The organism is Vibrio sp. 1F279 (assembly GCF_041439815.1).
Classification (GTDB): Bacteria; Pseudomonadota; Gammaproteobacteria; order Enterobacterales; family Vibrionaceae; genus Vibrio; species Vibrio tasmaniensis_A.
Window position 1 is genome coordinate 1 of sequence record NZ_JBGOOU010000051.1, and the last position, 24,513, is coordinate 24,513.

Annotated in this window: 26 protein-coding genes and 3 pseudogenes; 18 read left to right on the forward strand and 11 right to left on the reverse strand. The window is 41.8% G+C overall.

Going from position 1 to position 24,513, the window contains the following annotated elements:
- Positions 1-269 precede the first annotated feature (269 nt).
- From ACED60_RS23335 to ltrA, 12 genes and pseudogenes are all read left to right on the forward strand, one after another.
- Complete coding sequence (locus ACED60_RS23335) at positions 270-473, forward strand: hypothetical protein (RefSeq protein WP_241910244.1); 204 nt, start codon at positions 270-272, stop codon at positions 471-473.
- A 137-nt stretch (positions 474-610) separates the two neighbouring features.
- Complete coding sequence (locus ACED60_RS23340) at positions 611-976, forward strand: hypothetical protein (protein WP_133153060.1); 366 nt, start codon at positions 611-613, stop codon at positions 974-976.
- A gap of 12 nt (positions 977-988) precedes the next feature.
- Entirely contained in the window at positions 989-1,165 is a 177-nt protein-coding gene (locus ACED60_RS23345; protein ID WP_157939777.1) for a hypothetical protein, read from the forward strand.
- Positions 1,166-1,293: 128 nt separating this feature from the next.
- Positions 1,294-1,614 carry a hypothetical protein gene (locus ACED60_RS23350; RefSeq protein WP_102556541.1) on the forward strand — a complete coding sequence of 107 codons (321 nt, stop codon included), beginning with the start codon at positions 1,294-1,296 and terminating at the stop codon, positions 1,612-1,614.
- A gap of 83 nt (positions 1,615-1,697) precedes the next feature.
- A complete protein-coding gene (locus tag ACED60_RS23355; RefSeq protein WP_277870693.1) occupies positions 1,698-1,820 on the forward strand; it encodes a DUF4113 domain-containing protein in 123 nt (40 codons plus the stop codon).
- A 384-nt stretch (positions 1,821-2,204) separates the two neighbouring features.
- Positions 2,205-3,050, forward strand: coding sequence for a RepB family plasmid replication initiator protein (locus tag ACED60_RS23360; protein ID WP_102556540.1), 846 nt, complete (start codon positions 2,205-2,207; stop codon positions 3,048-3,050).
- A gap of 1,140 nt (positions 3,051-4,190) precedes the next feature.
- Positions 4,191-4,469, forward strand: coding sequence for a type II toxin-antitoxin system RelE/ParE family toxin (locus ACED60_RS23365; protein WP_016786836.1), 279 nt, complete (start codon positions 4,191-4,193; stop codon positions 4,467-4,469).
- Entirely contained in the window at positions 4,469-4,771 is a 303-nt protein-coding gene (locus tag ACED60_RS23370; RefSeq protein WP_016786835.1) for a HigA family addiction module antitoxin, read from the forward strand. Before ACED60_RS23365 ends, ACED60_RS23370 begins: the two co-directional genes overlap by 1 nt.
- A gap of 517 nt (positions 4,772-5,288) precedes the next feature.
- A complete protein-coding gene (locus ACED60_RS23375) occupies positions 5,289-6,245 on the forward strand; it encodes an NYN domain-containing protein (RefSeq protein ID WP_102466523.1) in 957 nt (318 codons plus the stop codon).
- 252 nt (positions 6,246-6,497) lie between these two features.
- On the forward strand, positions 6,498-7,052 hold the full coding sequence (locus ACED60_RS23380) for a recombinase family protein (protein WP_076678502.1): 555 nt from the start codon (positions 6,498-6,500) through the stop codon (positions 7,050-7,052).
- A gap of 184 nt (positions 7,053-7,236) precedes the next feature.
- On the forward strand, positions 7,237-7,506 hold the full coding sequence (locus ACED60_RS23385) for a hypothetical protein (RefSeq protein WP_029223978.1): 270 nt from the start codon (positions 7,237-7,239) through the stop codon (positions 7,504-7,506).
- Positions 7,507-8,110: 604 nt separating this feature from the next.
- Positions 8,111-9,582: pseudogene (ltrA, locus tag ACED60_RS23390) on the forward strand (group II intron reverse transcriptase/maturase).
- Positions 9,583-9,924: 342 nt separating this feature from the next.
- Here the strand turns inward: ltrA and ACED60_RS23395 are convergent.
- A complete protein-coding gene (locus ACED60_RS23395; protein WP_371728576.1) occupies positions 9,925-11,880 on the reverse strand; it encodes a methyl-accepting chemotaxis protein in 1,956 nt (651 codons plus the stop codon).
- A 398-nt stretch (positions 11,881-12,278) separates the two neighbouring features.
- On the opposite strand from ACED60_RS23395, the gene ACED60_RS23400 reads away from it, so the two are divergent.
- Together ACED60_RS23400 and ACED60_RS23405 are read left to right on the forward strand one after the other, a co-directional pair.
- The gene (locus ACED60_RS23400; protein WP_277814463.1) at positions 12,279-12,647 is read left to right on the forward strand and encodes an AraC family ligand binding domain-containing protein; all 369 of its coding nucleotides are present in this window, start codon (positions 12,279-12,281) and stop codon (positions 12,645-12,647) included.
- 108 nt (positions 12,648-12,755) lie between these two features.
- A pseudogene (locus ACED60_RS23405) lies at positions 12,756-12,860 on the forward strand (AraC family transcriptional regulator); the annotation flags it as partial.
- Between the two features lie 59 nt (positions 12,861-12,919).
- Here the strand turns inward: ACED60_RS23405 and ACED60_RS23410 are convergent.
- The 7 genes and pseudogenes from ACED60_RS23410 to ACED60_RS23440 form a co-directional block, all read right to left on the reverse strand.
- On the reverse strand, positions 12,920-13,156 hold the full coding sequence (locus ACED60_RS23410; protein ID WP_371728577.1) for a hypothetical protein: 237 nt from the start codon (positions 13,154-13,156) through the stop codon (positions 12,920-12,922).
- A 33-nt stretch (positions 13,157-13,189) separates the two neighbouring features.
- Positions 13,190-14,177: pseudogene (locus tag ACED60_RS23415) on the reverse strand (IS66 family transposase); the annotation flags it as partial.
- 6 nt (positions 14,178-14,183) lie between these two features.
- Positions 14,184-14,510, reverse strand: a complete 327-nt coding sequence (tnpB, locus tag ACED60_RS23420) for an IS66 family insertion sequence element accessory protein TnpB (RefSeq protein WP_371728586.1) — start codon at positions 14,508-14,510, stop codon at positions 14,184-14,186.
- Positions 14,511-14,533: 23 nt separating this feature from the next.
- Complete coding sequence (locus ACED60_RS23425; RefSeq protein WP_371728578.1) at positions 14,534-14,851, reverse strand: IS66 family insertion sequence element accessory protein TnpB; 318 nt, start codon at positions 14,849-14,851, stop codon at positions 14,534-14,536.
- 305 nt (positions 14,852-15,156) lie between these two features.
- Complete coding sequence (gene dpaL / locus ACED60_RS23430) at positions 15,157-16,335, reverse strand: diaminopropionate ammonia-lyase (RefSeq protein WP_371728579.1); 1,179 nt, start codon at positions 16,333-16,335, stop codon at positions 15,157-15,159.
- A 27-nt stretch (positions 16,336-16,362) separates the two neighbouring features.
- Positions 16,363-16,758, reverse strand: a complete 396-nt coding sequence (locus ACED60_RS23435) for a RidA family protein (protein ID WP_371728580.1) — start codon at positions 16,756-16,758, stop codon at positions 16,363-16,365.
- A gap of 23 nt (positions 16,759-16,781) precedes the next feature.
- Positions 16,782-17,459, reverse strand: coding sequence for a transcriptional regulator (locus tag ACED60_RS23440; protein ID WP_371728581.1), 678 nt, complete (start codon positions 17,457-17,459; stop codon positions 16,782-16,784).
- 322 nt (positions 17,460-17,781) lie between these two features.
- On the opposite strand from ACED60_RS23440, the gene ACED60_RS23445 reads away from it, so the two are divergent.
- From ACED60_RS23445 to ACED60_RS23460, 4 genes are all read left to right on the forward strand, one after another.
- Positions 17,782-18,948 (forward strand): Xaa-Pro peptidase family protein, encoded by a 1,167-nt coding sequence (locus ACED60_RS23445; RefSeq protein WP_371728582.1) that lies wholly within the window; start codon positions 17,782-17,784, stop codon positions 18,946-18,948.
- 19 nt (positions 18,949-18,967) lie between these two features.
- Complete coding sequence (locus ACED60_RS23450) at positions 18,968-20,569, forward strand: BCCT family transporter (RefSeq protein ID WP_371728583.1); 1,602 nt, start codon at positions 18,968-18,970, stop codon at positions 20,567-20,569.
- A 57-nt stretch (positions 20,570-20,626) separates the two neighbouring features.
- Complete coding sequence (locus tag ACED60_RS23455) at positions 20,627-21,793, forward strand: M20 aminoacylase family protein (protein ID WP_371728584.1); 1,167 nt, start codon at positions 20,627-20,629, stop codon at positions 21,791-21,793.
- Positions 21,794-22,591: 798 nt separating this feature from the next.
- Positions 22,592-22,864, forward strand: coding sequence for a helix-turn-helix domain-containing protein (locus ACED60_RS23460; protein WP_016767841.1), 273 nt, complete (start codon positions 22,592-22,594; stop codon positions 22,862-22,864).
- A 473-nt stretch (positions 22,865-23,337) separates the two neighbouring features.
- On the opposite strand, the gene ACED60_RS23465 is transcribed toward ACED60_RS23460, so the two are convergent.
- Genes ACED60_RS23465 through ACED60_RS23475 form a run of 3 tightly spaced genes read right to left on the reverse strand, consistent with a single transcriptional unit; the run spans position 23,338 to position 24,481 of the window.
- Entirely contained in the window at positions 23,338-23,628 is a 291-nt protein-coding gene (locus ACED60_RS23465) for a helix-turn-helix transcriptional regulator (RefSeq protein ID WP_016767842.1), read from the reverse strand.
- A 54-nt stretch (positions 23,629-23,682) separates the two neighbouring features.
- Positions 23,683-24,075: a hypothetical protein gene (locus ACED60_RS23470; RefSeq protein WP_016767843.1), complete on the reverse strand. Its 393-nt coding sequence runs from the start codon at positions 24,073-24,075 to the stop codon at positions 23,683-23,685.
- The gene (locus ACED60_RS23475; protein WP_371728585.1) at positions 24,068-24,481 is read right to left on the reverse strand and encodes a ParA family protein; all 414 of its coding nucleotides are present in this window, start codon (positions 24,479-24,481) and stop codon (positions 24,068-24,070) included. The genes ACED60_RS23470 and ACED60_RS23475 overlap by 8 nt, the downstream gene beginning before the upstream one ends.
- Between the last annotated feature and the right edge of the window lie 32 nt (positions 24,482-24,513).

Genomic DNA, 24,513 nt, shown 5'->3' on the forward strand with positions numbered 1-24,513 from the left:
GCTTTCTTCTTAATTTCATTAAATGGTCACGGTTCTTATTCAGCCGCTTAAGCTTACTGCTTTACAAAATGAATGGCCCCTTGAATACTAAGATTAGCGTTTCGATTTATCAGCGTCAGAGGGTAATTCAAACTCAAGGAACATAAATTAGTATTACTTCGAGGTGTTTCTCTTCTTACGCTGTTAGCCTAGAAAAACACATGGGTTACTAGAAGAGAAAAGGACGGATATGACACTTCCTATTTTTCACTCAAACAACGGAAGGTGGAGTGTCGGTGGGTGTGGCTCAGTATGTTCCAGAACTAAATGCGGCAGTCGGTTACTTGCAAAACAACCGTAACATGAACATGAAAATCGCAATTTCAGTTAAACCACAGAACCCTACAGTGCATTTGGTGATTGGGCACAAGAGTAATGTAGAGAAAGAATATCCACTGTATCGGATCTCACAGACCTTTGTACTACTCATCTAATGAACAGTTAGGAGCGTTATATGTTGTTGTCTTGGTTTAGCGACGACTACCAAGACCATAACCGATTAATACCATCCAATCGAATAACAAGGGAGATTCAGCCCTGTATCGTTGTAATGACTAAACAAGAGGATTACATGAAAAAAGCACTTTTACTAATAGCTTTATTGGCAAGCCCTACGCTCGCATCTCAATTGACAGAAGTATTTACCGATAAATCTGATTGTTCGGTTAAACAAGTAGGTTATGTGCTAAAAGACAATCCAGTTGTTTTTTCTGGCGAACATTGGCGCGGAAAATTTTTCTCCGGATGTAATGCTTTTATCCCCAAGAAAGAGTTCGATAAGGATTTCTCTATTTGCTATCTAACAGGTGTAAGTGTTAAAGCAATAGGTAGCTGTAGGTTTGGCGAGAATACTAATGATGACGGTGTTAAAGGCTACATATTTGAATTTGATGATCAGGGTTCTACATCTTGTAGATTTACATGTGTGAAGCTGTAATGGGGAAAATAGATGCTTCAATCACACCAAAAAATGCAATGTTTGATGTCCCTTATTTTATCTTTGTTCGGCTTTGGAATTGCGCTGACCATGATAGTTTTAGACGTCAACACAGCAGCGAGAATAGCAGGTGTAATAGCGGCTTTCTTTAGTGGTTGGGGCTATACCTCTGCTTTGATTCATTATTAGGCTACTTAAGGCTTAATGTGGGATTACTTCGCAGTGTTAAGGATCTGTTTAATTCCATTCGGTGCATAATTGCAGTCGTTAACTATCGCATTATGCGTGAAGACACCAACTAGAGGGAAAGTTGTCGCATGAAAACAAGTCAGATTTTGGAATTGCTAAGAAAGGCATCACCAACATTACAAGTCAAGATTCAATATAAAAAGTATGGTGCACTACCAATTGGTAAAGTCTACCATGAACCGCCAAGAACCTTCCTCCAAGAAGCAAAAGAGGAAGGGGTATACTCTAATGTTAAAGGGCTATTAGAGCGTCTTGAAAGCATTGATGCCACTGTTCCTTTTGATGCGGATTTAATTTCTGGTGATGATTGGAATTTCCAAGAAGTACAAAGTGTGCTTGAAAGCGAAGGAAAAGTCCTTATTCAAATTTCAGATCCAGTTTTTGATTAAGGGGAAAAATATTATCCACGCCGAGGCTCTGACAGAGAAGATCACCATGGACTTTCAGGTTGTGGATGAGCTTTGTCTGAAGTATTTTCAGAAGTCGATATCGTCATTTCTCCCAAGGAACAACACAACATTGGCAGATGAATCGTAACTTTTTATCGCCTCAATATACAACAAAGCTTAAAGATCTTTCTCAGATCATGTGTTGAGTTATTTATTTCAGATTTGTGTGTGGTCAACTTTCGTGAGGTACGAGCGAATAGTTGTCCATCGCCCAAATCAGACACAGGAACGCCAAAAGCGTTCCCCGTCAGTCATTTAGTATAAAGGATTCGGATAGTTATCCACTTATCCACAGGCCTAATTATCCTAATATGAACCTAATATGAACCTAATAGATCCAAATTGATCCTTGATCGCCTCAAAGCTTTGTCAGTATTGGCTTTATGCATGATCAGGGTGTAGCCTAAACCGTGATAGGTGTATCATAAACTGCATCGGGTGTAGCATGAACTGTAGACGGTGTATCATAGACTGTGTATGGTGTAGCATGAACTGCAAATTATGTTAGTAACTAAATTTGGATATTATCTATGGAAAACAAACTCTTATCGGTGATTAGTGATGGTCTGGTAATATCTGATACACATACTATCCAGCCCAATATATTAATCCGTACAGCCTTATTTACGCCTATTGCTAAGAACAGTAATAAAAGTGATGATCTTACTGTTGTAAAGCATAATGTAAGCGACGAGTTCAGAGATATATCCCTGTACAAACGTGAAGGATACGAATACGCATCTCTCAAAGGTGAAAGACTCAATGTACGAACAGACTTCAAAGTTTGGTGTGGGGTTGTCTTTGCTTTTTCAAAGTATGGTTATGATTCCGACAGAATAACAATGAAGCTCTCTGAATTTACAAAGTTTTGTGGATTCAGTACGCAGATGTTAAACACGAAGTTTCGTAAGCGTATCAAAGAGTCACTAGAGCGTATTCAGAGTCAAAAGATAAGTATGGCTACGAAAGATGGCTCTAAAGCGACATCAACCTCGTTGCTTAAGAAATTTGTTTATAATATGGATACCGATATTATCATCCTGGAAGGAGATCCTGACCTGTGGGAGCTGTATCGTATTGATCGTCAAATCTTAATTAGTATGCGCACCCTTTCGTCTATCCCAAGAGCTGAAACAGCCCAATGCTTATATTTGTTTTTTGCTTGCCTACCCGAAGACCCTTTCCCTGTATCTTTAAGTCGCATGAGAGATCGTCTTGCTTTGAATATGAGCAATAAGGAGGCTAATAGATCGATTAAATCGGCAATTAAGAGACTAGAATCAATTGGTTACTTACATGGGCAGGAAACGACGTGGCATGGTGAATGGGCTTATAAAATCACCAAGCGAAATAAAGCTTTACCCGAAATAAAGTAGCCAGCTTCCAATTGCCAATTACTATTGTGGTGTAACCATAACTGCACGTTTGGGATCGCTATGTCAGGTGTATCCATTACTGTAGTTTTGGGTTGGAAAATCGTATAACGCATACTGTGCACAAGCAATCTTCTTAAATGGTGTATCCAAAACTGCTTCTTTCCGCTTTCATTCTTCTAAAGGTGTAGCCATTACTGTGTTTTCTGTCTATATATTATAGAAAGGTGTAGCCTCAACTGTATTTAGTGCTATACAACTCATTGTTTCTACCTCTTGGTGTAGTGCAAACTGCATTTTATTTTTGTAGTGATTTACTTTTTAATTTTAAGTTATTGAAATTATTTAGTTAAAATATCGCTGCCTTATTTGTGAATATAGCTATTACACTAGGCGTAACAAAGACTGCTATAGTTATTTACGCTTCAAAAAGCCATTTTAAGCACTACTTGGGTGTAGCGCAGACTGTTTCTAATTCTTAAGTCATTAAAAATAGTGGTGTAGCCTAACCTGCTAATGTTAATGCTTTCCTATCTGTAAGCCGCAGCTAAGCCTAAAAAATATTCAAGAAGCCTTATTCATATCAGATCAATATTTTGGCTCGTTGGAATGTAAAGGTAACGATGAAAGTTAGGTTATATCGATTACACCTACCGCTTTCTTTATTGATCAAAAATATTTGTTGTGTCGATCGCTGGTAAACTTTTGGCAAAACTTACCAATGATTAAGCGAAAGTTTACCACCATTATATCTAGGGCTTTTACGCACACCGGTTACACCGCATCTGTGCTTTGCCTGTTTTCCCCTAACTTTTGCACTGTGGCCAACATAGTCAAATCTGTCTATTCTACTTCCATCATTGCGGCCAACACTGCCAGTCTTTCTTTTGGATCTAATGCTTGGTAGTTTTTAGCCCATCGTTGGGCTTTCAGCGTTGCAAAAACATGTTGCGAAACCAAAATGAATGGCAATAGGTAAATGCAATCAGGGAACTTTTGCTTAGCGTAGGATAATTTACTAATTCCCTCTCTACCCCACCTTCAATGATCACGGGTAGAGCAAAACTGGCTAAAAGAACAGATGAGGGCTAAAATGTCTTTACCAAGATTGTAGCGTGAAGCGCAACGCGCTATAGTATCTACATGATAAAATCATTTAAGCATACTGGTCTGGAAAAGTTCTTTGTTAAAGGGACTGCTGCGGGTATCCAAGCCAAACATATCAAAAAGCTAAGGTTACAGTTAGCTGTAATCAATACCGCAAGTGTTATCGCTGATATCAATAAACCTGGCTGGAGACTACATCAGCTAAACCCAAAGAAAGATGATATTTGGGCTATTGATGTTAACGGCAACTGGCGCGTTACGTTTCAGTTTAGAAATGGAAACGCTTTTATACTCGACTATAGGGACTATCACTAATGATTATGCACAACCCTCCACATCCGGGCGAACTAATCCACGATGTGTACCTTGAACCGTTTAACCTTAGTTCTAGAGCCGTAGCCAAGAACTTGGGTGTAAGTCCATCTACTTTCAACCGCATCGTGAAAGGCCAAAGCTCTATCAGCCCTGAGATGGCACTAAAGCTACAGGTTGTACTGGGCGGAACTCCTGAGAGTTGGTTAGCGATGCAACACCAGTATGATTTATGGAAAGCAAAGCAGACTATTAACCTCAAGGCTGTTAAAACTATAGATTTTGACCAGCTAGCTTTGGCTTAGTCAGATTAGCAAGTGATCATTGGGCTCTGAGCTGCGCTAGAGAAGATATTGCAGAGGCTCGTAGAGTTATAAACATTTTTTTAATCCTAACTACTCCCCCGAATGATCGCTCCAGTCAGACTGGACACTGAACTTAAGTGAATTTTCCATACTTGATTCATTTGCAATAATTGAATTAGTGCGCACCCAAACACAAACCAACCTTTTTGCTAGAGCCCTTAATCATTGTTGCAATGGTTAGGGGCTCTTTTAATAAGTGTCCATTAAGGTTTGAATATGCGTATAGAAATGAAAGTTCAAGGTAAGGAATCTTAATGTTTAATGCGAGACCATCTAGATGGAAAATTTGTTCGGGCCTAACTACTTAGTCAACAAAATAACTTGACACTTCTGCTGTATCGTTTAGTATCAGAGTTAACAACTAATCCTATAGGGTGGCGAGGCTTGACCCCATCTCGTAGGAAGAAAAAGCCGACTTTATGTCGGTTTTTTCGTATCTGAAGGATCGATAAGTACATTGAATACGCGAGTCTACATTGACGGTTACAACCTTTACTACGGATGTTTAAAGAAAAGCCCGTACAAATGGCTAGATTTAAAAGCCTTGTTTGAAAGTCAAATTTTGCCTAGCGTTTATCATGAAAACTCTACGCCTCAACTACTTAATCAGGGAATTAAATTCTTTACAGCAAAAATTGTAGAGAAAGCAGCTCTAGATACCAACTCTACTAAAGACCAAGAAACTTACCATAATGCTCTGCAAAAGCATTTGGGAGATGACTTGTGCTTATATGAGGGGTACTACGCAGTTAACAAAGTTCATGTTTACCAAGTTCAGGGAAATACCCTTCCACGAGACTGTGATAGAGTTGAAATCTGGAAGCTGGAGGAAAAACAGAGTGATGTAAACCTTGCTACTGAAGCTTTATTTGATGTGGTAACACAGCAAGACTTAGAACAAATTGTTTATGTTAGCAACGATACTGATATTGCTGCATCAATGATAAAGGTTCGTGAGTACAATAAAATTCGTGTAATTCAAGGCTGGAGCCAGGTAAGAATCGGTCTTGTTATTCCAACAAAACCTGCCACTGACCCCGATGATGAAGAGACTCGAAGAGCAAACAAAACTTTGTCAGAGCTAGCTGATTGGACTGTTAAACACATTACCAAAGAGTGGTTAGAAAAGTCCCAACTTCCTCATAAAGTTCCTAATGGCCGTAGACCTGCGACTATCCCTACCTCTTGGCATCCTGAATCAGAAATGTTTGCTCTTGTGATGGAAGAACTTGGTAAGGTTCATAGCCTTAGTGAGTCATGGCAATGGTTGGCGACTACTAAACCAAATATAGATGGCTTAATTGACTTAACATTGGTCACACCACTTGATGCTCTGCGCACAACAGAAGGGGCTATAGGGGTTTATGATCATGCTAAGGCTTATGTTGAGTACAAAATTAATAAGCAAAACTAATCTGGGCTAGCCATATTGATCTTCACCATCAAAACTGGCCACCAAGTTAAGCCTCTTTCCATACTTTTATTTATTCATTGCTACAATGATTAAAGATTGAGCCTCCTAATCATTTAAGTGATTGTCCATTAAGGTGTAACTTTATGGACATTACTCACAATCATCTAATAACTGTTCAGTTAGTCTTTATAATTTAAAGTGAACATGTACACTTGTGTATCAATATCTTTAAGTTCACTTTTAGGCCATTTTATGAAAATTGGTTATGCTCGTGTTAGCACCCAAGACCAAACGCTCGATGTTCAACTTGAACAACTTAAACGTCTTGGTTGTGAAAAAATTTACCAAGAGCAAGCGAGCGGTAAATCTTCTGATAGAAAACAGCTTAACCTGTTGCTGGATTTTGCAAGGGAGGGAGATGTTATTCATGTTACCAAAGTCGACCGCATTGCTCGAAATACCATTGATGCTTTGCAAATTGCCGATCAACTAGCGCAAAAGAAAGCGGGTTTGGTGTTTCATGATTTGGGGGATTTAGATATCAATAGCGATGTAGGTCGAGTTATTTATACGACCATATCGGCGTTTGCTGAAATGGAAAGAAAACGAATATTACAGCGTTGTAATGAAGGCAGAGAGCGTGCTCGCTCTGAAGGAAGGCATCTTGGCCGATTTCCTAATAAGACGCTTCATACACGTATTCAAGAGCTTGCAGGCCAAGGAATGAACAAGCATGCGATCAGTAAAGAGTTAGAGTGCAGTAGGACTACGGTCTATAAGGTTCTAGGAAAAAATATCTCTCTTTAGAATCGCGAACAAAGCTGTTCTTTAAATGAGTAAAGAGCTGACTGACGTTGCTTCGCTCTGTCGGCTTCATACTGACTCTACATGCAAGCATATAGCAGCCAGCACGAACCTATCCCTTGATGAAATAAACAAATTTTCAGAATTTTAATTTAATTATTGTTGCAATGATTAAGAGGCAGAGAGAATGAAAAGAGCAAGAATGAGCCAGGTTCAAAAAGAGGTCTTAAGATGTTTGGCCAAGGCGTTCATTAAAGGAGTAAAAGAAGGTAAGTCAACCGTCATCAACCTGGCCGTCAATCAAGTGCTTGGGAGAGATATTCACCCGAACAACTTCCGAGTTTCATGTAAAGCTCTTGAAGAGTGTGGACTGGTTATGCGCAAAAAAGTGGATCTAGATTGGTACATCAATATAACGCCAAAGGGGTTTGATAAGGTACTCACTTGGCTTGATTAAACGATGCTTCTGAAACTCATTTTTGGACGTGCGACATGAGGTCGTATGCAGCGCTGTCCATCGCGTTAAGAATGGACCATCTGTATCACCAGATGAGCCTAGGAGACTGAATTAAGTAGCGGCTCTGACAATGTAACGAAGACAAGAAACTATCTTGTCGGGAGCTAAATCGCGAGAGAAGGCTCCTCCTGATAACCACATAAATCGGGTGAGTGCTAGGCAGGTAGTATGGTGAACACACGTGAATCCGTTCAAGGTGCGTTATATTACGAAGCAGCGGAAGTGGTTTATACGCTGTAGCCAAAAGGCACTAAGAGTAGGAAAGAGATTGTCCAATGCTCTTTCGTGATCAACACGCTCTTCGCACCATAGCGGGCACCTAACCTACCATCGCGCTGCATACGGAACATGGTAAGCCTGTATCACTCCCTCTGGGAAAGCCTGTGTGGCCGATAGTGATGCAGGTATAGGAGGTTGGAAAAAGCTAAGGCTGCATTGTAACGATGTAGATACAGACTTGTGTCTGGTCACGAAAGTGAGCCCACTTCCAACTGGTCTCTCGTTGCGAGAGAGTTTGAAGAACTTTATTAAGGAAGAAAAGCAAATGATGATTTCGAATGAGATTAGTGCATCTTCTGACAGTGCACAGTGGCAATCCATTAACTGGAAGGCCGTAGAGGCGAACGTCTTAAAGCTTCAAATGCGTATCGCAAAGGCAACTAGAGACGGTAAACACGGCAAAGCTAAAGCATTGCAGTGGATACTGACTCATTCTCGCTCAGCAGAACTTCTTGCTGTTAAGCGGGTTTCTCAAAATAAAGGCAGTAAACGCCTGGAATAGACGGCGTTGTCTGGAACACAGACGCGCGTCGTATGAAAGCAGTAAATCAACTGAGTCGGAAAGCTTATCAAGCTAAACCACTCAAGCGTATCTACATCCCCAAAAAGAACGGTAAGCTCAGGCCTCTGGGTATTCCATGCATGATTGATAGAGCCCAACAAGCTCTCCATCTTCTAGCATTAGAACCTGTGTCCGAAACGCTTGCCGACCCTAATAGTTATGGTTTTAGACCAAATCGCAGCACGGCTGACGCAATCGGCCAGTGTTTCATCTGTTTGAGTCAGAAACGGTCAGCACAATGGGTTCTTGAAGGGGACATCAAAGCCTGTTTCGACAAAATTGGGCATCAATGGCTGATGGATAATGTTGCTGTTGATAAACGTATGTTGAAGCAATGGCTAAAGTCTGGCTTTGTAGACAAAGGGCTGTTTTACGACACCGACGAAGGCACGCCTCAAGGCGGAATTATATCCCCCACCTTGATGTTGATGACGTTATCGGGTCTCGAACAGCGCATTAAATCTACCGCGCTTAAGAAAGGCGCAAGAGCTAACTTTATTGGATATGCCGACGATTTCGTCGTCACCTGCGCTTCAAAGGAAGTGTTGGAGAACGATATCAAACCACTGATTGCTGACTTCTTAGCGGTACGAGGCTTAACGTTATCCGAAGAGAAAACGCACATTACTCACATCAACGACGGTTTTGACTTCCTTGGGTTCAACCATAGGAAGTACAAAGGAAAACTGCTCATCAAACCGAGCAAGGCCAATACGTTGACGTTCCTAAGTAACTTGCGCGGACTCATCAAAAAGCACGTTACCCTACCGGTGAACGACCTTATCAAACTGATTAACCCAAAGCTTAGAGGGTGGTCGAACTATTATCGCCACTGCGTAGCTAAGCAGGTATTCAGTTATGTCGGTCACAAACTATTTCAAGCGTTATGGCATTGGGCTAAAAGGCGACATCCAACAAAATCTAAAACTTGGATCGCCTTGAAATACTTCATCAACCGAAAAGGCCAATGGCAGTTTCACGGTTGGCAGAAGATAAAGGATATGGATTGCCAGTTTAATCTTTTCCAAATAGCTAAAGTGCCGATAGAAAGACATGTGAAGATCCGAAGCGCAGTGACACCTTTCGACCCTCAATACCAAGAATACTTGGGAAAGAGAAAACACAAAAGGCTAGCTCGTAATTCTTGGATTGAACCTGCTCTCACTGCTTTATAAGTTGCTGGGTATCATTTGATGCCTTTGTAGAGGCTTAAGCCTAGTGCAGTGAAAGTTGCACGCTGGGTTCTTAGGGAGACGGCACTTGGTAACAAGTGTCGTCCACCCGACAGAAATCGTTTTGCGGTCAGAGGCAGAATCTACCCTTCGGATAAGTTTTAGTACTGCAAAATGCAGTACTTACGTCCTTTGTTAAGATGCTGCTCTCGAACGGAAATGAACATTTTCTACCACCTTTAGTTTGTTGCACAACGCTTATTGTATGTGGAAATTATGACTACGCATACACAAATGAGCGTTTGATTTTTGTATTGAAGACCTTTTTTGGATTAGCCCAATCAATTACGTCCTGAATCTGGAAACAAGGGTATTCAGATTCAAAGCGATATCATCAAGCTCCTTGGCATTGTCATTCGCACTGTTAGAAATATCCTTAACCACTAAAGCATCTTGATGTATTTGATGAATATGACCGTTGATTTCTTCTGCAACTTGATGCTGTTGCTCTGCAGCTGTTGCTATCTGTATATTCATTTGACGAATAACGTCAACCGAACTGGAAATTCCATGAAAGCTACTCTGTACTGCCTGAGTGATTTCTACGGTTTGGCTAGAATTATTGAGACTATGACTCATATGTTGAGTGACTTGTTTGGTTTGAACCTGAAGCCTGTTGACTAACTCATCAATCTCCTGAGTAGAATCTGCGGTCCTCTTCGCGAGCGCGCGAACTTCGTCAGCAACTACAGCGAATCCTCGGCCTTGCTCTCCGGCTCTTGCTGCTTCAATAGCGGCATTCAATGCAAGTAGATTAGTTTGGTCGGCAATATCTCTGATTGTGTCGAGAATCATAGTGATTCCATGAGTATCATTTTCTAGGCTCTTTAGTTCGCTTGAAGACTGAGTTAGCGCTTCTGATAGTAGGTGGACACTTTGAACTGCCAGATCAATATGCTGACGACCTTCATCAACCAGTTTTTGACCAACCGTTGCAGAATCCGCTGCGGCAGCACATGAAGTAGATACTTCGTTGGCAGTCGCAACCATTTCATTGAATGCTGTTGATACTTGCTCCAGAGCTTGGCTTTGACGATCCGATGTTTCAGCCATTTTTCCTGCAATTTCGATCGCTTGCTCTGATGAGTTAAGCATTTGTTTACCAGATTCGGTGATTTGAAGAACAATCAGTTTTATTGCATCAAGGAATTGGTTGAAGTAACTAGCCAGTTTTCCAGTTTCATCTTTGGAATCGATAGAGATTGTCTTCGTGAGATCACCTTCACCTGATGCGATTTCTTTAAGACTGTCAGAAACAATTTGTAGCGGTTTAGCAATTGTGTTCGCGAATAGGGCAGCGACAAATATGAACAGGAGAATAAGCCCAGACACAGTATAGACAATGAGCTCCAGAGTCTCATTACGGGAGCTCATCACTTCATCCTGACTAATGATGCCAACGAACTTCCAGCCTAGCACTTTAGATTCATACACATTAGCCATGTAGCTTTGTCCATCCAGTTCAATATTGACCAGGCCAGATTTTGTATTATTAATTGTGCGATAGCTTCCACTAAGTTCATCGATTTGTTTAAAGCTGTTTTCCGGCTTTCCTGCATCGACCAGGATATTGCCTGAATCTTCGATCATCATTAGATAACCGTTTTCACCAAGCTTGATATTTTTGATGATATCCGTGAGAGTTTTTAGTGAAACGTCGATAGCAATAACACCACCTCTTCGACCATTTTTTGAGTCAAATGTCCTTGTGGTACTTAAGATCACAGCATCATCTGGTTCCCAGTAATAGGCCTGTCCACGAACGATATCTGAAGGCGAGGTGCTAGCAGCTTTATAAAATGGACGGCCCCTAGGATCATAGTTTTCAGGGCTTCCCCCTGTAGGCCATTGTATAAATCCACCATCTTCAGTTCCCATGTAGATATAGGCATATTCAGGATGGGTTTTACCCACCTGATCAAATAGTGAGTAAATAGTCCGTTCCACAGACCCATTTTCTTCCGGAGTCATCTCTGCGCTCGGTTTCCCCATGTAGGTAGTTATGCTGTCATCTGCATGGATCAATTGAGGGCTTTTTGCGAGATAGGTGAGGTTTTCTCCAATATCTTTAAAGTAGATTGAAACCGCATTTTCAACCTGGCGTATTTCGTTGTTACTGCTGGATACAAAATTATCCAAGGCGAGGTTCTTTAGAATATTAGCAACTAAAATAGAGACGATAGTAATAGGGATCAGTATGCCGATGACTTGGGCAATCAATAGTTTCTTCTTTATGTTCATGTGGGCACTTCTAGTTATTTTAAGTTAACCAAATTTAACTTAAAGATGGTAATCTAGGCCTAAAATCTAACTGAGATCGTTTGACCTACCTATCAACAGAGCTATTTTTTCAGCGGTTTTTCTGGCTACCATCTTCCGATATAGCCTTTGCTAACTATCTCTTCTTATGGGCTAAACTTAACAAATACGGGATTGTTCTATTGTGGTATGTTGTATTCTGAAAATATCTATTGTTGGAGTGAGTATAAAACTACATTTGAATTATCACTTCAAGAAATAGATACTTTTACTTAACTATATGTGACGATAAACTCTATTTGCTGACAAAACAGTAACTGGTTATGTAGATGTAATTTTCCAAGGTTTGGCAAAGCGGCACATTTGAAGGTACTGAACTGCTGAAAGCCTCTTGTCAACAGTTCGAATTTTCTAAGCACTGGCATGACGATCTTACTATTGGTGTTATCGAGAAAGGGGCAGAAGGTCTCTATTATCGTGGCAATAATATCGTTATTCCTGAAAACCAGATCGTGACGATAAATCCTGCTGAAGTTCATACTGGTTTTGCTGGTTGTCACACTGGTTGGAAGTATAGAATGTTTTACTTTGAACTAGCGATGGTACAACGCCATTTTGAGCAGTCGGATCAGGATGTTTTGCCCTTTATCAAATCACCGATACTAAACGACCCCGAACTCTTTAGTCTGCTTCGCCAGTTGCACATTGCTATAGAAGAGCCAGCTTTTGATATTACAAAGGAATCCTGACGGTTTGCTTTGAAATGCTCTTTGGCAGGCATGGTGATCACGCAAAGCTAACATCGAAAGCGATTCGGGACAGACAGAAGAATGCGGTAATGAGGGGATAGTTGTGCTAATACCGCTTTAGAGTGCGGATTTTTTGATCAAAGCCATTTAACAAGAAACTTTAAACGTGCTTTTGGTATAACTCCGAAACGTTATGCCACTTCGTCTGTATAGCACTTAACAAAGAGCTCTGACGTAATGAAGTCAGAGCTCATTGTTAAGTGAGGTTTAGCTTACAAGCAGCTACCCTTTAACCACTTTTGGACCTTCAAAACAATCAATGTTTCGTTTTTTTCCTGATACTTTTTGATTGAAACTAAGCAGGTTTGAGCCGTTGGGTCTTGTCCCCACGAAGAGGTCCCACGGTCAGATGTCGACACATTAGCATTACCGTAGTTACATGCGTCTCCTTCAGGGCTATACCAACCACCCTCCTGACTTGCAACAACACTGTAAAGCATCGCACTCACTTCAGCCCCGTTAGGGTTGGTCGAGAAGAGCTAGTTTTTTCTGCCTATATCCAGCGGTTTTATTGCACGTTCAGCACGATTATTGTCTATCGATAAGTGACCGTCATCAATATAGCGGATGAGCTTCGGCCATTGGCCGAGCGTGTATTTTATCGCTTTACCCAGCGGGCTAGAAGCTATCACTTGTTGAGTCGTCATCCACTCGTACATCTCATCCAGTATCGGCTTAGCATGCCGTTGACGCTCAGCTTTTCGTGTCTCGATAGACGCACCTTTTAAGCGGGATTCTATCCCATAGAGTTTCTGGGTTTTAGACAGCGCTCCTAACTTACCTTTACCTTGAAGCTTCTTAGCATCCATGAACTTACGCCGAGCATGCGCCCGAGTAGTAAAGCCACATATAGTACTGCTTATCTTCTTTGAGGACATTGAGTGGTGTTTTATCCGCATGAACCACCACTTGCTCTAGTAGGTGCGTTTTCAAGGCTGCGTAAAGCGGTGCGAACTTCTCACTGACTTGGATAATCCACCTTGCCATAGTGGTTCGTGACAGCTCGATACACGACTGGGTAAACAGCGACTCTTGGCGGTAAAGTGGCATCGCATATTAGTATTTGCCAGGATGATATTGGCCAGCAAACTTTCTGTCGCGAAGCTTTTAGGGATAATACTTTGCGGGGCTGGCTTTTGAACGATGTGGCTTTTGTCTTTAGTTTGCTCGCACTGACGACAAGCATACTTAGGGCGAACATATTCCAGCACTTTGAGTACCGCTGGTGAGAACTCTAGCTTTTCACTGCGGTCTTCACCGATTTTATGCAGACTATGTTTGCAGTATGCGCACTGTTTTTCATGGTCGTCTAAATCAAGTTCGATAACTTCTCGAGGCAAGGTCTTTGGAAGAGGCTTACGCTTACCGCGTTTCTTCGTTGTGGTCGTCGTCGTGACGTCAACCTCTTCTTCCTTAGCGGCTTCACACTTCGTTGTAGAGATCACCTTGAGATTCATCGTAAGGCTTTATTATCGACTAAGTCATTGTAAAGTTGTTTATTCGAACGGGGTTGTAGCTGGTAATCGTGAAGCCAGAAAGTAGTCTATCAAGCTCGAATTGAGTCAGGCTAAACACCTCATTTTTCTCTTTTGTTGGCCACTTGTACTTGGCTTTTTCGAGGCTTTTGTACCAAAGAGCAAAGACTGTTTTATCCCAGTATAACACTTTGATTTTATCGTGCTGTTTATTGGTGAACAGGAACAGAGCGCCGCTTCCCAAGGGTAAGTCGGTGTCACTTTCGATAATCGCCGCGAGGCCGTTGATGGACTTTCTAAAATCGACACTCTCACGATATAGATAAATCTATGGAGCGCTTAGCATACGTTTCATGATAGCGCACCGATAAGCTCTGCGAGATAGGTAACTGGTGTGCCTTGTGGAATGCTCAACTCAACATCATTGACGAGCAGTGTCATGTTAGCCGTTGCTATTTGAGCTTGATACTTCATTGTCTTTTCGACGACTTCAGCTCTAACAAATCCTACAGGCGCTGATTGAGTTGCCGAATGACGTTGACTGCGTTTTGCGAAGAACGTCGATAAGCTCAGTCCGCGCTGTTCACAGAAAGCACGTTGAATGATATTGCCGTGCTCATAACGTTCGAGAAGGGTTTCCCATTCTTGGTTTGTGCGTCGAATTGCCATTTCAAATCTCCTTGTTATTGAAGACCTGATCTTATTACTCGCGCAGAACGATTAGAATGCGGGGTTTATGACGCGCTTACATGGAGTTGATATTATTGTTTTGAAATGTTTTATTTTGAAAATAGCTTTAGTTAAATTGTCAGCCACGAAATAGTAAGAATTAAATTGAGGATTAATGAGGAGAGTTGCAGGGTTTGATAGGTAAAAAAAAGCAGCAAGTTGCTGCTAAGTCGGGGAGCGTTTTTCCGTTAGAGTAAGTACTTTTTAGTTGCAGGCAGATTAGCATCTGCCTGCAATTCTTATGGTTATAGTGACAACATGCCTTCCCAAACAATTTTGTTGTAACGATCTGGGTTTGTATCACCTTCTGTGTTAAACAGAAGCACAACTGAATCCTGATTTAGACCAACTTCTTTAGCTGCTTCAATACCTTTTGGGTCATTCGCCATCATGTACAGCAGTCCTGCAGTAATTGCACCGGATTCACCGCTAGTGATTGCTGGATCTCCTGCTAGAGGGTTACCTAGTATTCTCATACCCGTTGCTGAGACATTGTCTTCTACTGATGCAAAGAGATTGCTGCAGTCTTTCAAGATTGGCCAGGTAATCGGGTTTGGTTCACCACACGCAAGCCCTGCCATGATGGAGTTCAGCTCGCCAGTAACATTGACCATGTTACCATCTTCACTGATTCCTGAACGGTAGATACAATCTGCCGCTGCTGGCTCTGCGATAATAGTTTTAAAGCTATGAGTGCCAAGCATATCGACAAGGCAACCAAGAACACCGCCTGCCATTGCACCAACACCAGCCTGAAGCATGACATGAGTTGGTTTTTCGCCTTTCTCTGCTAACTGATCAACGGCTTCTGCTGCCATCGTCATATAGCCTTGAGAGATCCAGGTTGGGATTTGCTCATATCCTTCCCACGCAGTGTCTTGAACAAGCATCCAGCCATTGTCCTGCGCTGTTTTGTTAGCCAGACGTACGGTGTCGTCATAGTTAACTTCAGTCACAATACACTCTGCACCCAAGCCCTGAATACGCTTAACACTTGCCTGAGCAGAGCCTTTAGGCATGTAAACAACGGCTTTTTGACCCATTTCGCGCGCTGCCCATGCAACACCGGTTCCGTGGTTACCGGCAGTTGCAGTTGTGAATACCAGAGGCTTCTCAAGTTTTTCAGAGACCGTCTTTAAGTTGATCTCTGAGATATCTTCGCCAAGGTGGTCTGCAAGCAGTTTCCCAAGTGCGTATGAACCACCCAGCACTTTGAAAGCATTCAGTCCAAAACGCTTAGACTCGTCTTTTACTAGTACAGACTTTACACCCAGTTTCTTTGCCAGTTGAGGCAATGAGGTTAGTGGTGTGGGAATGTAGCCCTCTATCTGCTTATGAAAGTTACGAGCTTCTTGTGCAACCGTCTTGTTAAATAGGGGTGATAACTGACCGGTGTAGAAATTATTTTTTGCTGTTTTCAACATAGTGAATACTCTCAGACAGATTTGTCGCTATTTCTTTGGGTAGGCGATATAAGCGATAGCTTCTACTTCTACCAATGCGTCTTTTGGCAAGCGTGCAGCCTGTACACATGAACGTGCCGGTGCGTTTTCTGTGCCAAAAACTTCGGTGTAAACTTCGTTGAATGCAGCAAAGTTTTCCATATCAGACAGGAAGCAAGTTGTTTTGATTACAGTTTCGATAGATGCACCACTCTCTTCAAGTATCACTTTCAGGTTTTCAAGGGACTGACGAGACTGCTCTTTAATTCCACCTTCAGGGAAAGCCATTGTTTCAGGTACTAATGGTAGCTGGCCAGATGTGAAAATAAGCTCCTGAAATGCCTGAGCTTGTGAGTAAGGGCCAATTGCTGCTGGAGCGGAGTCTGTGTGAATTGTTGTTTTCATTGCTTTTCTCTCTGATTTGATGGCTAAGATCGAAACTCGCGCAAATACTTATAAATTGCATGCCGAGTAATACCTAGGCGTTCGGAAACAAGTGCCGTTGCCTCTTTTAGTTCAAAAATACCGTTATCAAACAGTTGCTTGGTAATCGCTTTATTTTTTCCCTTTAAGTTGATCGATGTATCATTTTCAATGTCGAGAATTGCAGTATCTAAGGCTTTTTCAATCAACTCGCCTGGATATGCACTAAAGTTCTCATGCACCCCAACGCTAGTATCTGCCATGTCCGGCATTAAAGTCTTAATGATTTCCGGAAACGGGTGTGACAGATTCATGTTGATACAAAATAACCCAATAGGTTTGCTGTTCTCTCCCGCCAATACACAGGTGGTTGATTTCAACAGTGAGCCGTCCTTCGCTGTAGTGAAGTAACTTTTTGGCGTTACATTACCAGTTTGTTCAAATTCACTCAGCATTTTGAGTCCCATATCAGTGATAGGAGAGCCAACTTCACGTCCGGTGTGGTGACCGTTTACTATCTTCACTACAGATTTATCAAAGCTTTCGAACGAATGAATAACCACTTCACAATGGGGACCAATAAACTCTGCGATGGTCTCTGCCAGTCGAAAGTTTGATTCCAAATGTTCTCTATCTTTATCTGTGAAATCTATATTGAATGATTTATAAGCGGAAGCGTTCATTTCAGGTCATCATTGTTAACTTTATATACTCTTTATTGTCTTCATTTTACACACTAAATGCAAACAATCGATCAACTCTTATTATTTATAAAACAGCATCTGCACCACATATGCAAGCGCAAAGTTAACCATAGTAGACTTTACGTGATCTAAACCTGCATTTTGTTGATAAATACGTACCAATAGTTAATCAAAGTTAACTTTGATGCGATAAGTCACATTAATTAGCGAAACTATCATTAAGATGAGCAAAGTAAATTAAATTTAACTAAACTTATTACTTAGCTGCATAAGCCCTACACTACAAAACGAAGAGGTTTCAATGACAAACTTCCTGAACAGAGGCTTCACACAAGCCGAATTCGAACATAGAACGCAGAGAGCACAAAAAATCATGCACGACATGAAGTTGGATGCGATGATTTTTACAACAGAACCAAACGTGCGTTACTTCACGGGTTTTCACACTCAGTTCTGGCACAGCCCAACTCGTCCATGGTTTATAGTAGTTCCTGCGGAAGGCAAGCCAATTGCGATTATCCCAGAGATAGGTGCAAGCGGTATGGCAGGAACCTGGGTAGATAATATCATTACTTGGCCTTCACCTCGTCCGGAAGATGATGGCATTAGCCTGGTAGCAAGTACTTTGAACTCACTTCCATGTAAACATGGCCGTGTAGGTGCAACGCTGGGTATCGAATCTCACCTACGTATGCCGGTAAACAACTACTTAGCTCTCACTACTATGGTTAAAAAAGAGTTTATAGATGTTTCACTTGCTGTTCATGAACTACGTCAAATCAAATCTCAGGCAGAAATCGAGAAAACTCGTGAAATTTGCCGCATTACCAATGTTGGCTTTGCGAAGATCCCTGAGTACGCAAAAGCTGGCATGACAGAGCGCGAAATATGCAAACAGTTTCGCATTGATATGTTGCTTGAAGGTGCAGATGAGTGTCCGTACATAATTGCAGGCTCGGGCCCTGACGGTTATGACAGCATCATTATGGGGCCAACAGACCGCATTATTGAACCAGGTGATGTGCTAATCATTGATACAGGTGCAGTACGCGACGGTTACTTCTCAGATTTCGACCGTAACTGGGCATTTGGTCACACGAGCGAAGAAACAAAAGCGGCATACCGTGCAACATATGAAGCGACTACCAAAGGTTTTGAAGCGGCCAAACCAGGCGCAACAACCACTGAGATCTACAACGCAATGTGGAAAGTACTTGAAGCGAATGGCGCATTAGGCAACGACGTAGGTCGTCTAGGTCATGGTCTTGGTATGGAGCTAACAGAGCGTCCTTCAAATACCGCAACAGATAACACTATTCTTAAGCCGGGTATGGTCATGACCCTTGAACCAGGCATGGTGTACGCACCAGGTAAGTCTATGGTTCACGAAGAAAATATTGTAATCACCGAAGATGGTGCAGAATGGCTAAGTGAGCGCGCTGAGCCTGAACTAATCGTAATAGACTAATTCGCAGGGGAGGCTCACTATGTCAGCGAATCAACCACAACTAAAACAAGGCAAGATGCTATTTACCGCTACTATCGGTTTTATCATTCTTGTTGTGGCTTCGGGGATTTTGTTCCCGGATGCACTATACGCCGTTTGTATCAGCACTATGAACTATCTAACTGATACTTTTGGTTGGATATATATGGCGGGCTCATTTGCCTATGTAATGCTAATGTTCTTCTTCGCCTTCAGTAAGTATGGTGACATCAAGTTAGGTGCCGATGATGCGAAGCCAGAATTTAGTACATTCTCCTGGATTGCTTTACTGTTCTCTGCTGGTATGGGTACGGTAATGCTTTACTGGGGTGTTGCAGAACCTGTTTACCATTATATGAACCCACTATCTACAACAGGTATTGCTCCACAAACAGCAGAAGCTGCAGAATTTGCGATGAAGCAGAGCTTTATCCACCAGGGTATTCAGGCATGGTCTGCATTCTCAGTGGTTGGCCTGGTTCTTGGTTACCTGATGTACCGTAAGAACGAAAGCGGCCTTATCAGTAACATTCTTATTCCATGGGGGCGCGGCAAAGCGAACGGCAACATGGGTAAAATCATCAACCTGGTTTGTGTATTTGGTGCGATTGCAGGTATCTCTACATCTCTTGGTCAAAGTGGTCTCTCTTTGGGCATCAGCTTCTCTTACTTGTTTGGTACGCCTGATGCTCCTTGGGTTATCTTTGCACTTGTTGGTGTTATCGCGTTAATCACTATTCTGTGTACAACAACTGGCCTTGAGAAAGGCATCAAGATGCTGTCTGACTACAACGCATACCTGTTGGTTGGTCTGATTATTCTTGTCGCGATTGTTGGCCCTACTACCACTATGATCAACGTTTACTTTGATTCTATTGGTAACTACCTGAATGACTTCTTCCAGGATGGTCTGATGCTGCCAACGTTTGCAGCTGATGATGAAGCTGGTTGGATTCGTGGCTGGCCTATCTACTACTATGCATGGGCGATCGCATGGGCACCATTTGTAGGTCCGTTTATTGCACGTGTATCTAAGGGCCGTACTGTTCGTGAATTCGTACTAGGCTCAATGATTATCCCATGTATTGGTATCTTTATCTGGGTTGCGTTCTTCGGCACAATCGGTATCCAGTCTGAACCTGAAGTACTGAAGGCCGCTGCAGCATCATCTAAAGCCGCTACATTTATTGTACTGCAGGACTACCCAATGGGTACTGTGATCTCAATCGGTGTGGTAATTGCTCTGTTCACATGTTTCATCACATCACTGAACAGTTCAACGTTCACTCTGGCAAGTATGTGTGAAGACGGCTCTGAAAACCCAAGTAACAAGATGAAGATCATCTGGGTAATCGCACAGTGTGCAATGGCTCTTACTCTAATGATGACGACTAAAACTGGTATTGACATGCTTCAGAGTATCAGCCTGATATTCGCTCTACCGCTAATGTTCGTACTCTTCCTATGTATCTGGAGTACATTCAAGATGTTCCGTGAAGAGTTTGCAGAAGAGCCAGCAGCAGTAGAGGGAAAAAAGAAGAGGAATTCGTTGAGTACAAGCCAACTGAACAAGAAGCTTAATCAACACATCCCGGAAAATTAAAGTCACACCGCAAGCCTCTCCCGCACAGCTGAGAGAGGCTTCTTAGGAAACGATCAAATGAACAAGTTATCAGCAGAATTATTAAAGGATATGATCTCGTGGAGACATCATATTCATCAGTATCCAGAAATTGCACTAGATGTTCACGAAACGGCAGCATTTGTCGCTTCGTCATTGAAAAGTGCTGGCCTTGAGGTTCATGAAGGCATTGGCAAGACTGGCGTTGTTGGTGTATTGCGTATGGGTGAAAATCCAGAGCGTAAAGCGATAGCACTTCGTGCTGATTTGGACGCCATAGCCATTGAAGAAGAGAATGACTTTGAATATCGCTCATGCCATGCGAATAAAATGCACGCTTGCGGACATGATGGGCATACAACCATGTTACTTGGTGCTGCACACCATTTAGCAAAGCATGGGGATTTTGAAGGTACGGTTTACTTTGTATTCCAGCCTGATGAAGAGTATGGCACGGGCGCTATATCTATGCTGAAAGATGGTTTGTTCGAGAGGTTCCCTGCTCAGGAAATATATGGCATGCACAACCTGCCTGGACTTGAGCTTGGCAAGATTGAAATGCGAACTGGCGGCACGATGGCCAGCGAAACCCTGTTTGAGATTAAGGTGAAAGGGGTGGGTGGACATGCGTCTTCTCCTCATCGAATCAATGATCCGATTATTCCTGCTTCGCAAATCATGTCTAGTATTCAAGCTATTGTGTCTCGTGCAGTTAACCCGCTAGAAGCAACCGTTGTTTCCATTACAGAAGTTCTGACGGATGGTGCAAGAAACGTAATTCCTTCTAATATCACGATAAAAGGTGACTCTCGTACCTTTAGCAATGAGAATATCGCTATAGTAGAAAAGCGAATGAAGGAAATCGTAGAAGGGACTTGTGTTGCATTTGGTATGGACGGTGAAGTTTCAACTGTAACGGAGTTCCCTGTTTCCTATAACGCAGAAGAGCAAACTGAGATAGCAGAACGTGCAGCGAAAGCCGTTGTTGGTGACAAGAATGTGATTACCGGCTGCATACCTAAGAGTTTCTCTGAAGACTTTGCCTTCCTGGCTCAAGAAGTACCGGCTTGCTACGTGTTTATCGGAAACGGCGTTGAAGGCAACCACGGTATGATGCTTCATAACCCACAGTATGACTTTAATGATGCTGCACTAGAAATTGGTGCTAGTTACTGGTGTAGTCTGGTAGAAATAAGCCTTGGTTAAAGAAAACTGATTAATATCAATAAGAATGGGGGCTTCAAGCTCCCTGATGGTTGCGCCTCCTAATTAGCGAGGTTTAGCATTTAGCGTTCGATATACACCATGACCCGATGTTACCGAGATTGCGGGCGCAGATGCGTATATACGAGGTCCGGAAAATTGTCTTGGTCTAATGCCTTTATACAAAAGCTTTTCGGTAAATCGCTATGCCCCTCAAGAAGTCATTTTATTTATCAATAAATTCAACAATTTAACATCAAAATAAACTAGCATCATTGCGAGCGTATTTATTTTTTAGGATGACGTCACTCAAAAGCGTCATAGAACAAAACTTTTGCAATACTCTGGCTATCAAGATACCAAAATAACGTCGTACCCTCGGGCTAGAGCTTTGAACACAGCTATAACTAAACCCAATATTGCTATTTTTTCAATTGCTGGAACACCAAAAGAGAAGAACTGGGTTAACCAACTCGGCTGAATTGTTATTCATTAATTTATTCATGCCTCACCTACTCTACTGACCACTGGGTGAAAAGTTCTGTTCATTTTCGTGCACGCCCCCGTTCTTGTCTGACATTAGGAAAAGTTGGGCAAACTCTGACGATATTTATCAGTCGATAATCTCGCCAGCAAGGAATGGGGCATAAACCGTTTTAGCTAAATGCTACATGAACCAGATCCTTTAGCGACTCCAAGCCACAGCATGAATTACATCAATTTTCGTCGTCGGCAGATTTTAAGGTGGTTTCATGATAAATTTGGCAGGATTATTAAGTCTCTTAACGAACCCCAACCTTTATGAATGACCAACTAACACCCATCAACAAAGACCACTTAAAAAAGCTTATTCGAGCAGAATTGGAACCGACATGGTTTGATAAACAATTACCTAACCCTGATATGTCTTGGGTGACGCCAGCGGTATTTGAAATATTGTTTACGGAGTTGATAACTCATACTCGCGGTAATCAGTCAAAGTCAGCAAGGATTTTAGGTATCAATAGAGGTAGTTTCAGCAAAAAATTAAACCTGATCACAACTCGTAAATTTGGATTGTATGAGAGCCAGTAAGTTCGTATCAAGCTTATTGGTAACCTGTTGAGGGCGCAGAACTTAATCAACAGTCGTTATCTCTCAAGAAGTCCATTGTGGCTTATCTTATTCTCGCTTCAAAATAACAGGCGGTAATATAGTCACATTTCAAAGTAACTATCGCTGCACTGATTATGAACGGTATTTTTTTCTTTGAGTCTTACATTTGTCTTGTGTATAGCATTATTGCTATACGCACCTGTCTTGGTTTTAATTTACTGAATTAAGTACATTAAGCCTTTCCACTACGGCTCAATGTTATAGAACGGGTCTTGATTTTTTTAATTGGAGAGGGTGATATTTATCTCCATAAATTAAAGAGTTAAACTATGTATAGCACCAGTGTTATACATAGTTTTTACGACCTTTATTAGCCCCAAGGTTGAGCTTTGCCATCGTTGTCCCCTCCCCCGTATATGTGGTCTACGATTTGATAGACATTTGAATTTTTTCTATTCATTTGTATCGTTTATAAAAACTATCAAGGGTATTGAATCAGGTTCAAAGTCCAATTGTTCAGGTGTAATACCAAGTGCATCAGAAATCTTTAATAAGACAGATCGCTTGTTAATCTTCTCTGAACAGTATTGACTGACTCTAGCTTGGGATACGTTTAACTTTTTAGCTAAGTCGCACTGAGAAATACCGAGGTAGTTCAGCCAAGCTTTTAAGGCCGAGTCTTTATCCTTTGAAAGTTCTCTAACTTTTAGGGGAATTTTTAAGCCTTCCTGTCGCTGTTGCATTGGTATAGCTCCAGAGATGAAAGCTATGTATAGCAGTGATGCTATACATAGCAACTATCTGATCATGTTTAGTTTTACTTGCTTTATAGCGTCCACTATATCCTCGTGACTTTGCTTCTTAAGTAAGTAAACGGCAGCGCGTACTAGTTTTGTATCGTTAATTTCTCTTTCGCTTCCAAGTTCAGTTATAACTAATTCTAGGTTGTTGGTTTTTATATCATTAGCAAGTTCGGTTATTCCAGTGCGTTCGTTGTTGGAAAATCGAATTGGTAGCGGATTGATTTTTGTTGTGGGTTTCGTCGCGAAAATATTACTCTTACTTTCTTGTTTAACCGGCTTCTCTGATTGGCTAATTTTCCGCTCCAGCATTTTTACTTGAGCTCGCTCTGCACCTGTCAGTTTCTTTTTTTGTTTTAACTCTGCGAGTAGCTGGACGTCTTTATTCATTGATGACCTCCTTTGCTAGCTCTTTATAGTAACGTGCAGCTACATGGCCACGGTTAATTACACTTGCCGGTTCATGCTCCATTTCTGCCTCCGTAAATAGGCTGCGATCCCAAATGGTGGTTTTTGCTGTGTTGTTTGGCCACCTTTCCGCTAAATACCCAGTACCGTAATCAAGAGCTTTTTTTGCTGTTTTACTTATCTTAGAAGGAATCACTAAAAACTTTATTTCATTTTCTTCCACGAATTTCACATCTTGGATGTGTTCAAGGAGTGTCTCTACGCCGTCAAGACTGTGCTCTTTATATTCAGTTGGGAATAGATATTCTGTAGCAGCCATTACAGCATTTAGTCCAAGAACAGAGGTTCCTGGGTTGGTGTCTATTAGTGGCTTTGTTGCGTAATTCAATGGAACTAAATCCAGAACCTACGATCTGATCT

What these genes read in the sequence shown, in the direction of transcription:
- ACED60_RS23340 (WP_133153060.1), top strand. Translation starts at nt 611, where the DNA reads ATGAAAAAAGCACTTTTACTAATAGCTTTATTGGCAAGCCCTACGCTC.
- ACED60_RS23345 (WP_157939777.1), top strand. Translation starts at nt 989, where the DNA reads ATGCTTCAATCACACCAAAAAATGCAATGTTTGATGTCCCTTATTTTA.
- ACED60_RS23350 (WP_102556541.1), top strand. Translation starts at nt 1,294, where the DNA reads ATGAAAACAAGTCAGATTTTGGAATTGCTAAGAAAGGCATCACCAACA.
- ACED60_RS23360 (WP_102556540.1), top strand. Translation starts at nt 2,205, where the DNA reads ATGGAAAACAAACTCTTATCGGTGATTAGTGATGGTCTGGTAATATCT.
- ACED60_RS23365 (WP_016786836.1), top strand. Translation starts at nt 4,191, where the DNA reads ATGATAAAATCATTTAAGCATACTGGTCTGGAAAAGTTCTTTGTTAAA.
- ACED60_RS23370 (WP_016786835.1), top strand. Translation starts at nt 4,469, where the DNA reads ATGATTATGCACAACCCTCCACATCCGGGCGAACTAATCCACGATGTG.
- ACED60_RS23380 (WP_076678502.1), top strand. Translation starts at nt 6,498, where the DNA reads ATGAAAATTGGTTATGCTCGTGTTAGCACCCAAGACCAAACGCTCGAT.
- ACED60_RS23385 (WP_029223978.1), top strand. Translation starts at nt 7,237, where the DNA reads ATGAAAAGAGCAAGAATGAGCCAGGTTCAAAAAGAGGTCTTAAGATGT.
- ACED60_RS23395 (WP_371728576.1), bottom strand. Translation starts at nt 11,880, where the DNA reads ATGAACATAAAGAAGAAACTATTGATTGCCCAAGTCATCGGCATACTG.
- ACED60_RS23425 (WP_371728578.1), bottom strand. Translation starts at nt 14,851, where the DNA reads ATGGCAATTCGACGCACAAACCAAGAATGGGAAACCCTTCTCGAACGT.
- dpaL (WP_371728579.1), bottom strand. Translation starts at nt 16,335, where the DNA reads ATGTTGAAAACAGCAAAAAATAATTTCTACACCGGTCAGTTATCACCC.
- ACED60_RS23435 (WP_371728580.1), bottom strand. Translation starts at nt 16,758, where the DNA reads ATGAAAACAACAATTCACACAGACTCCGCTCCAGCAGCAATTGGCCCT.
- ACED60_RS23440 (WP_371728581.1), bottom strand. Translation starts at nt 17,459, where the DNA reads ATGAACGCTTCCGCTTATAAATCATTCAATATAGATTTCACAGATAAA.
- ACED60_RS23445 (WP_371728582.1), top strand. Translation starts at nt 17,782, where the DNA reads ATGACAAACTTCCTGAACAGAGGCTTCACACAAGCCGAATTCGAACAT.
- ACED60_RS23450 (WP_371728583.1), top strand. Translation starts at nt 18,968, where the DNA reads ATGTCAGCGAATCAACCACAACTAAAACAAGGCAAGATGCTATTTACC.
- ACED60_RS23455 (WP_371728584.1), top strand. Translation starts at nt 20,627, where the DNA reads ATGAACAAGTTATCAGCAGAATTATTAAAGGATATGATCTCGTGGAGA.
- ACED60_RS23460 (WP_016767841.1), top strand. Translation starts at nt 22,592, where the DNA reads ATGAATGACCAACTAACACCCATCAACAAAGACCACTTAAAAAAGCTT.
- ACED60_RS23465 (WP_016767842.1), bottom strand. Translation starts at nt 23,628, where the DNA reads ATGCAACAGCGACAGGAAGGCTTAAAAATTCCCCTAAAAGTTAGAGAA.
- ACED60_RS23470 (WP_016767843.1), bottom strand. Translation starts at nt 24,075, where the DNA reads ATGAATAAAGACGTCCAGCTACTCGCAGAGTTAAAACAAAAAAAGAAA.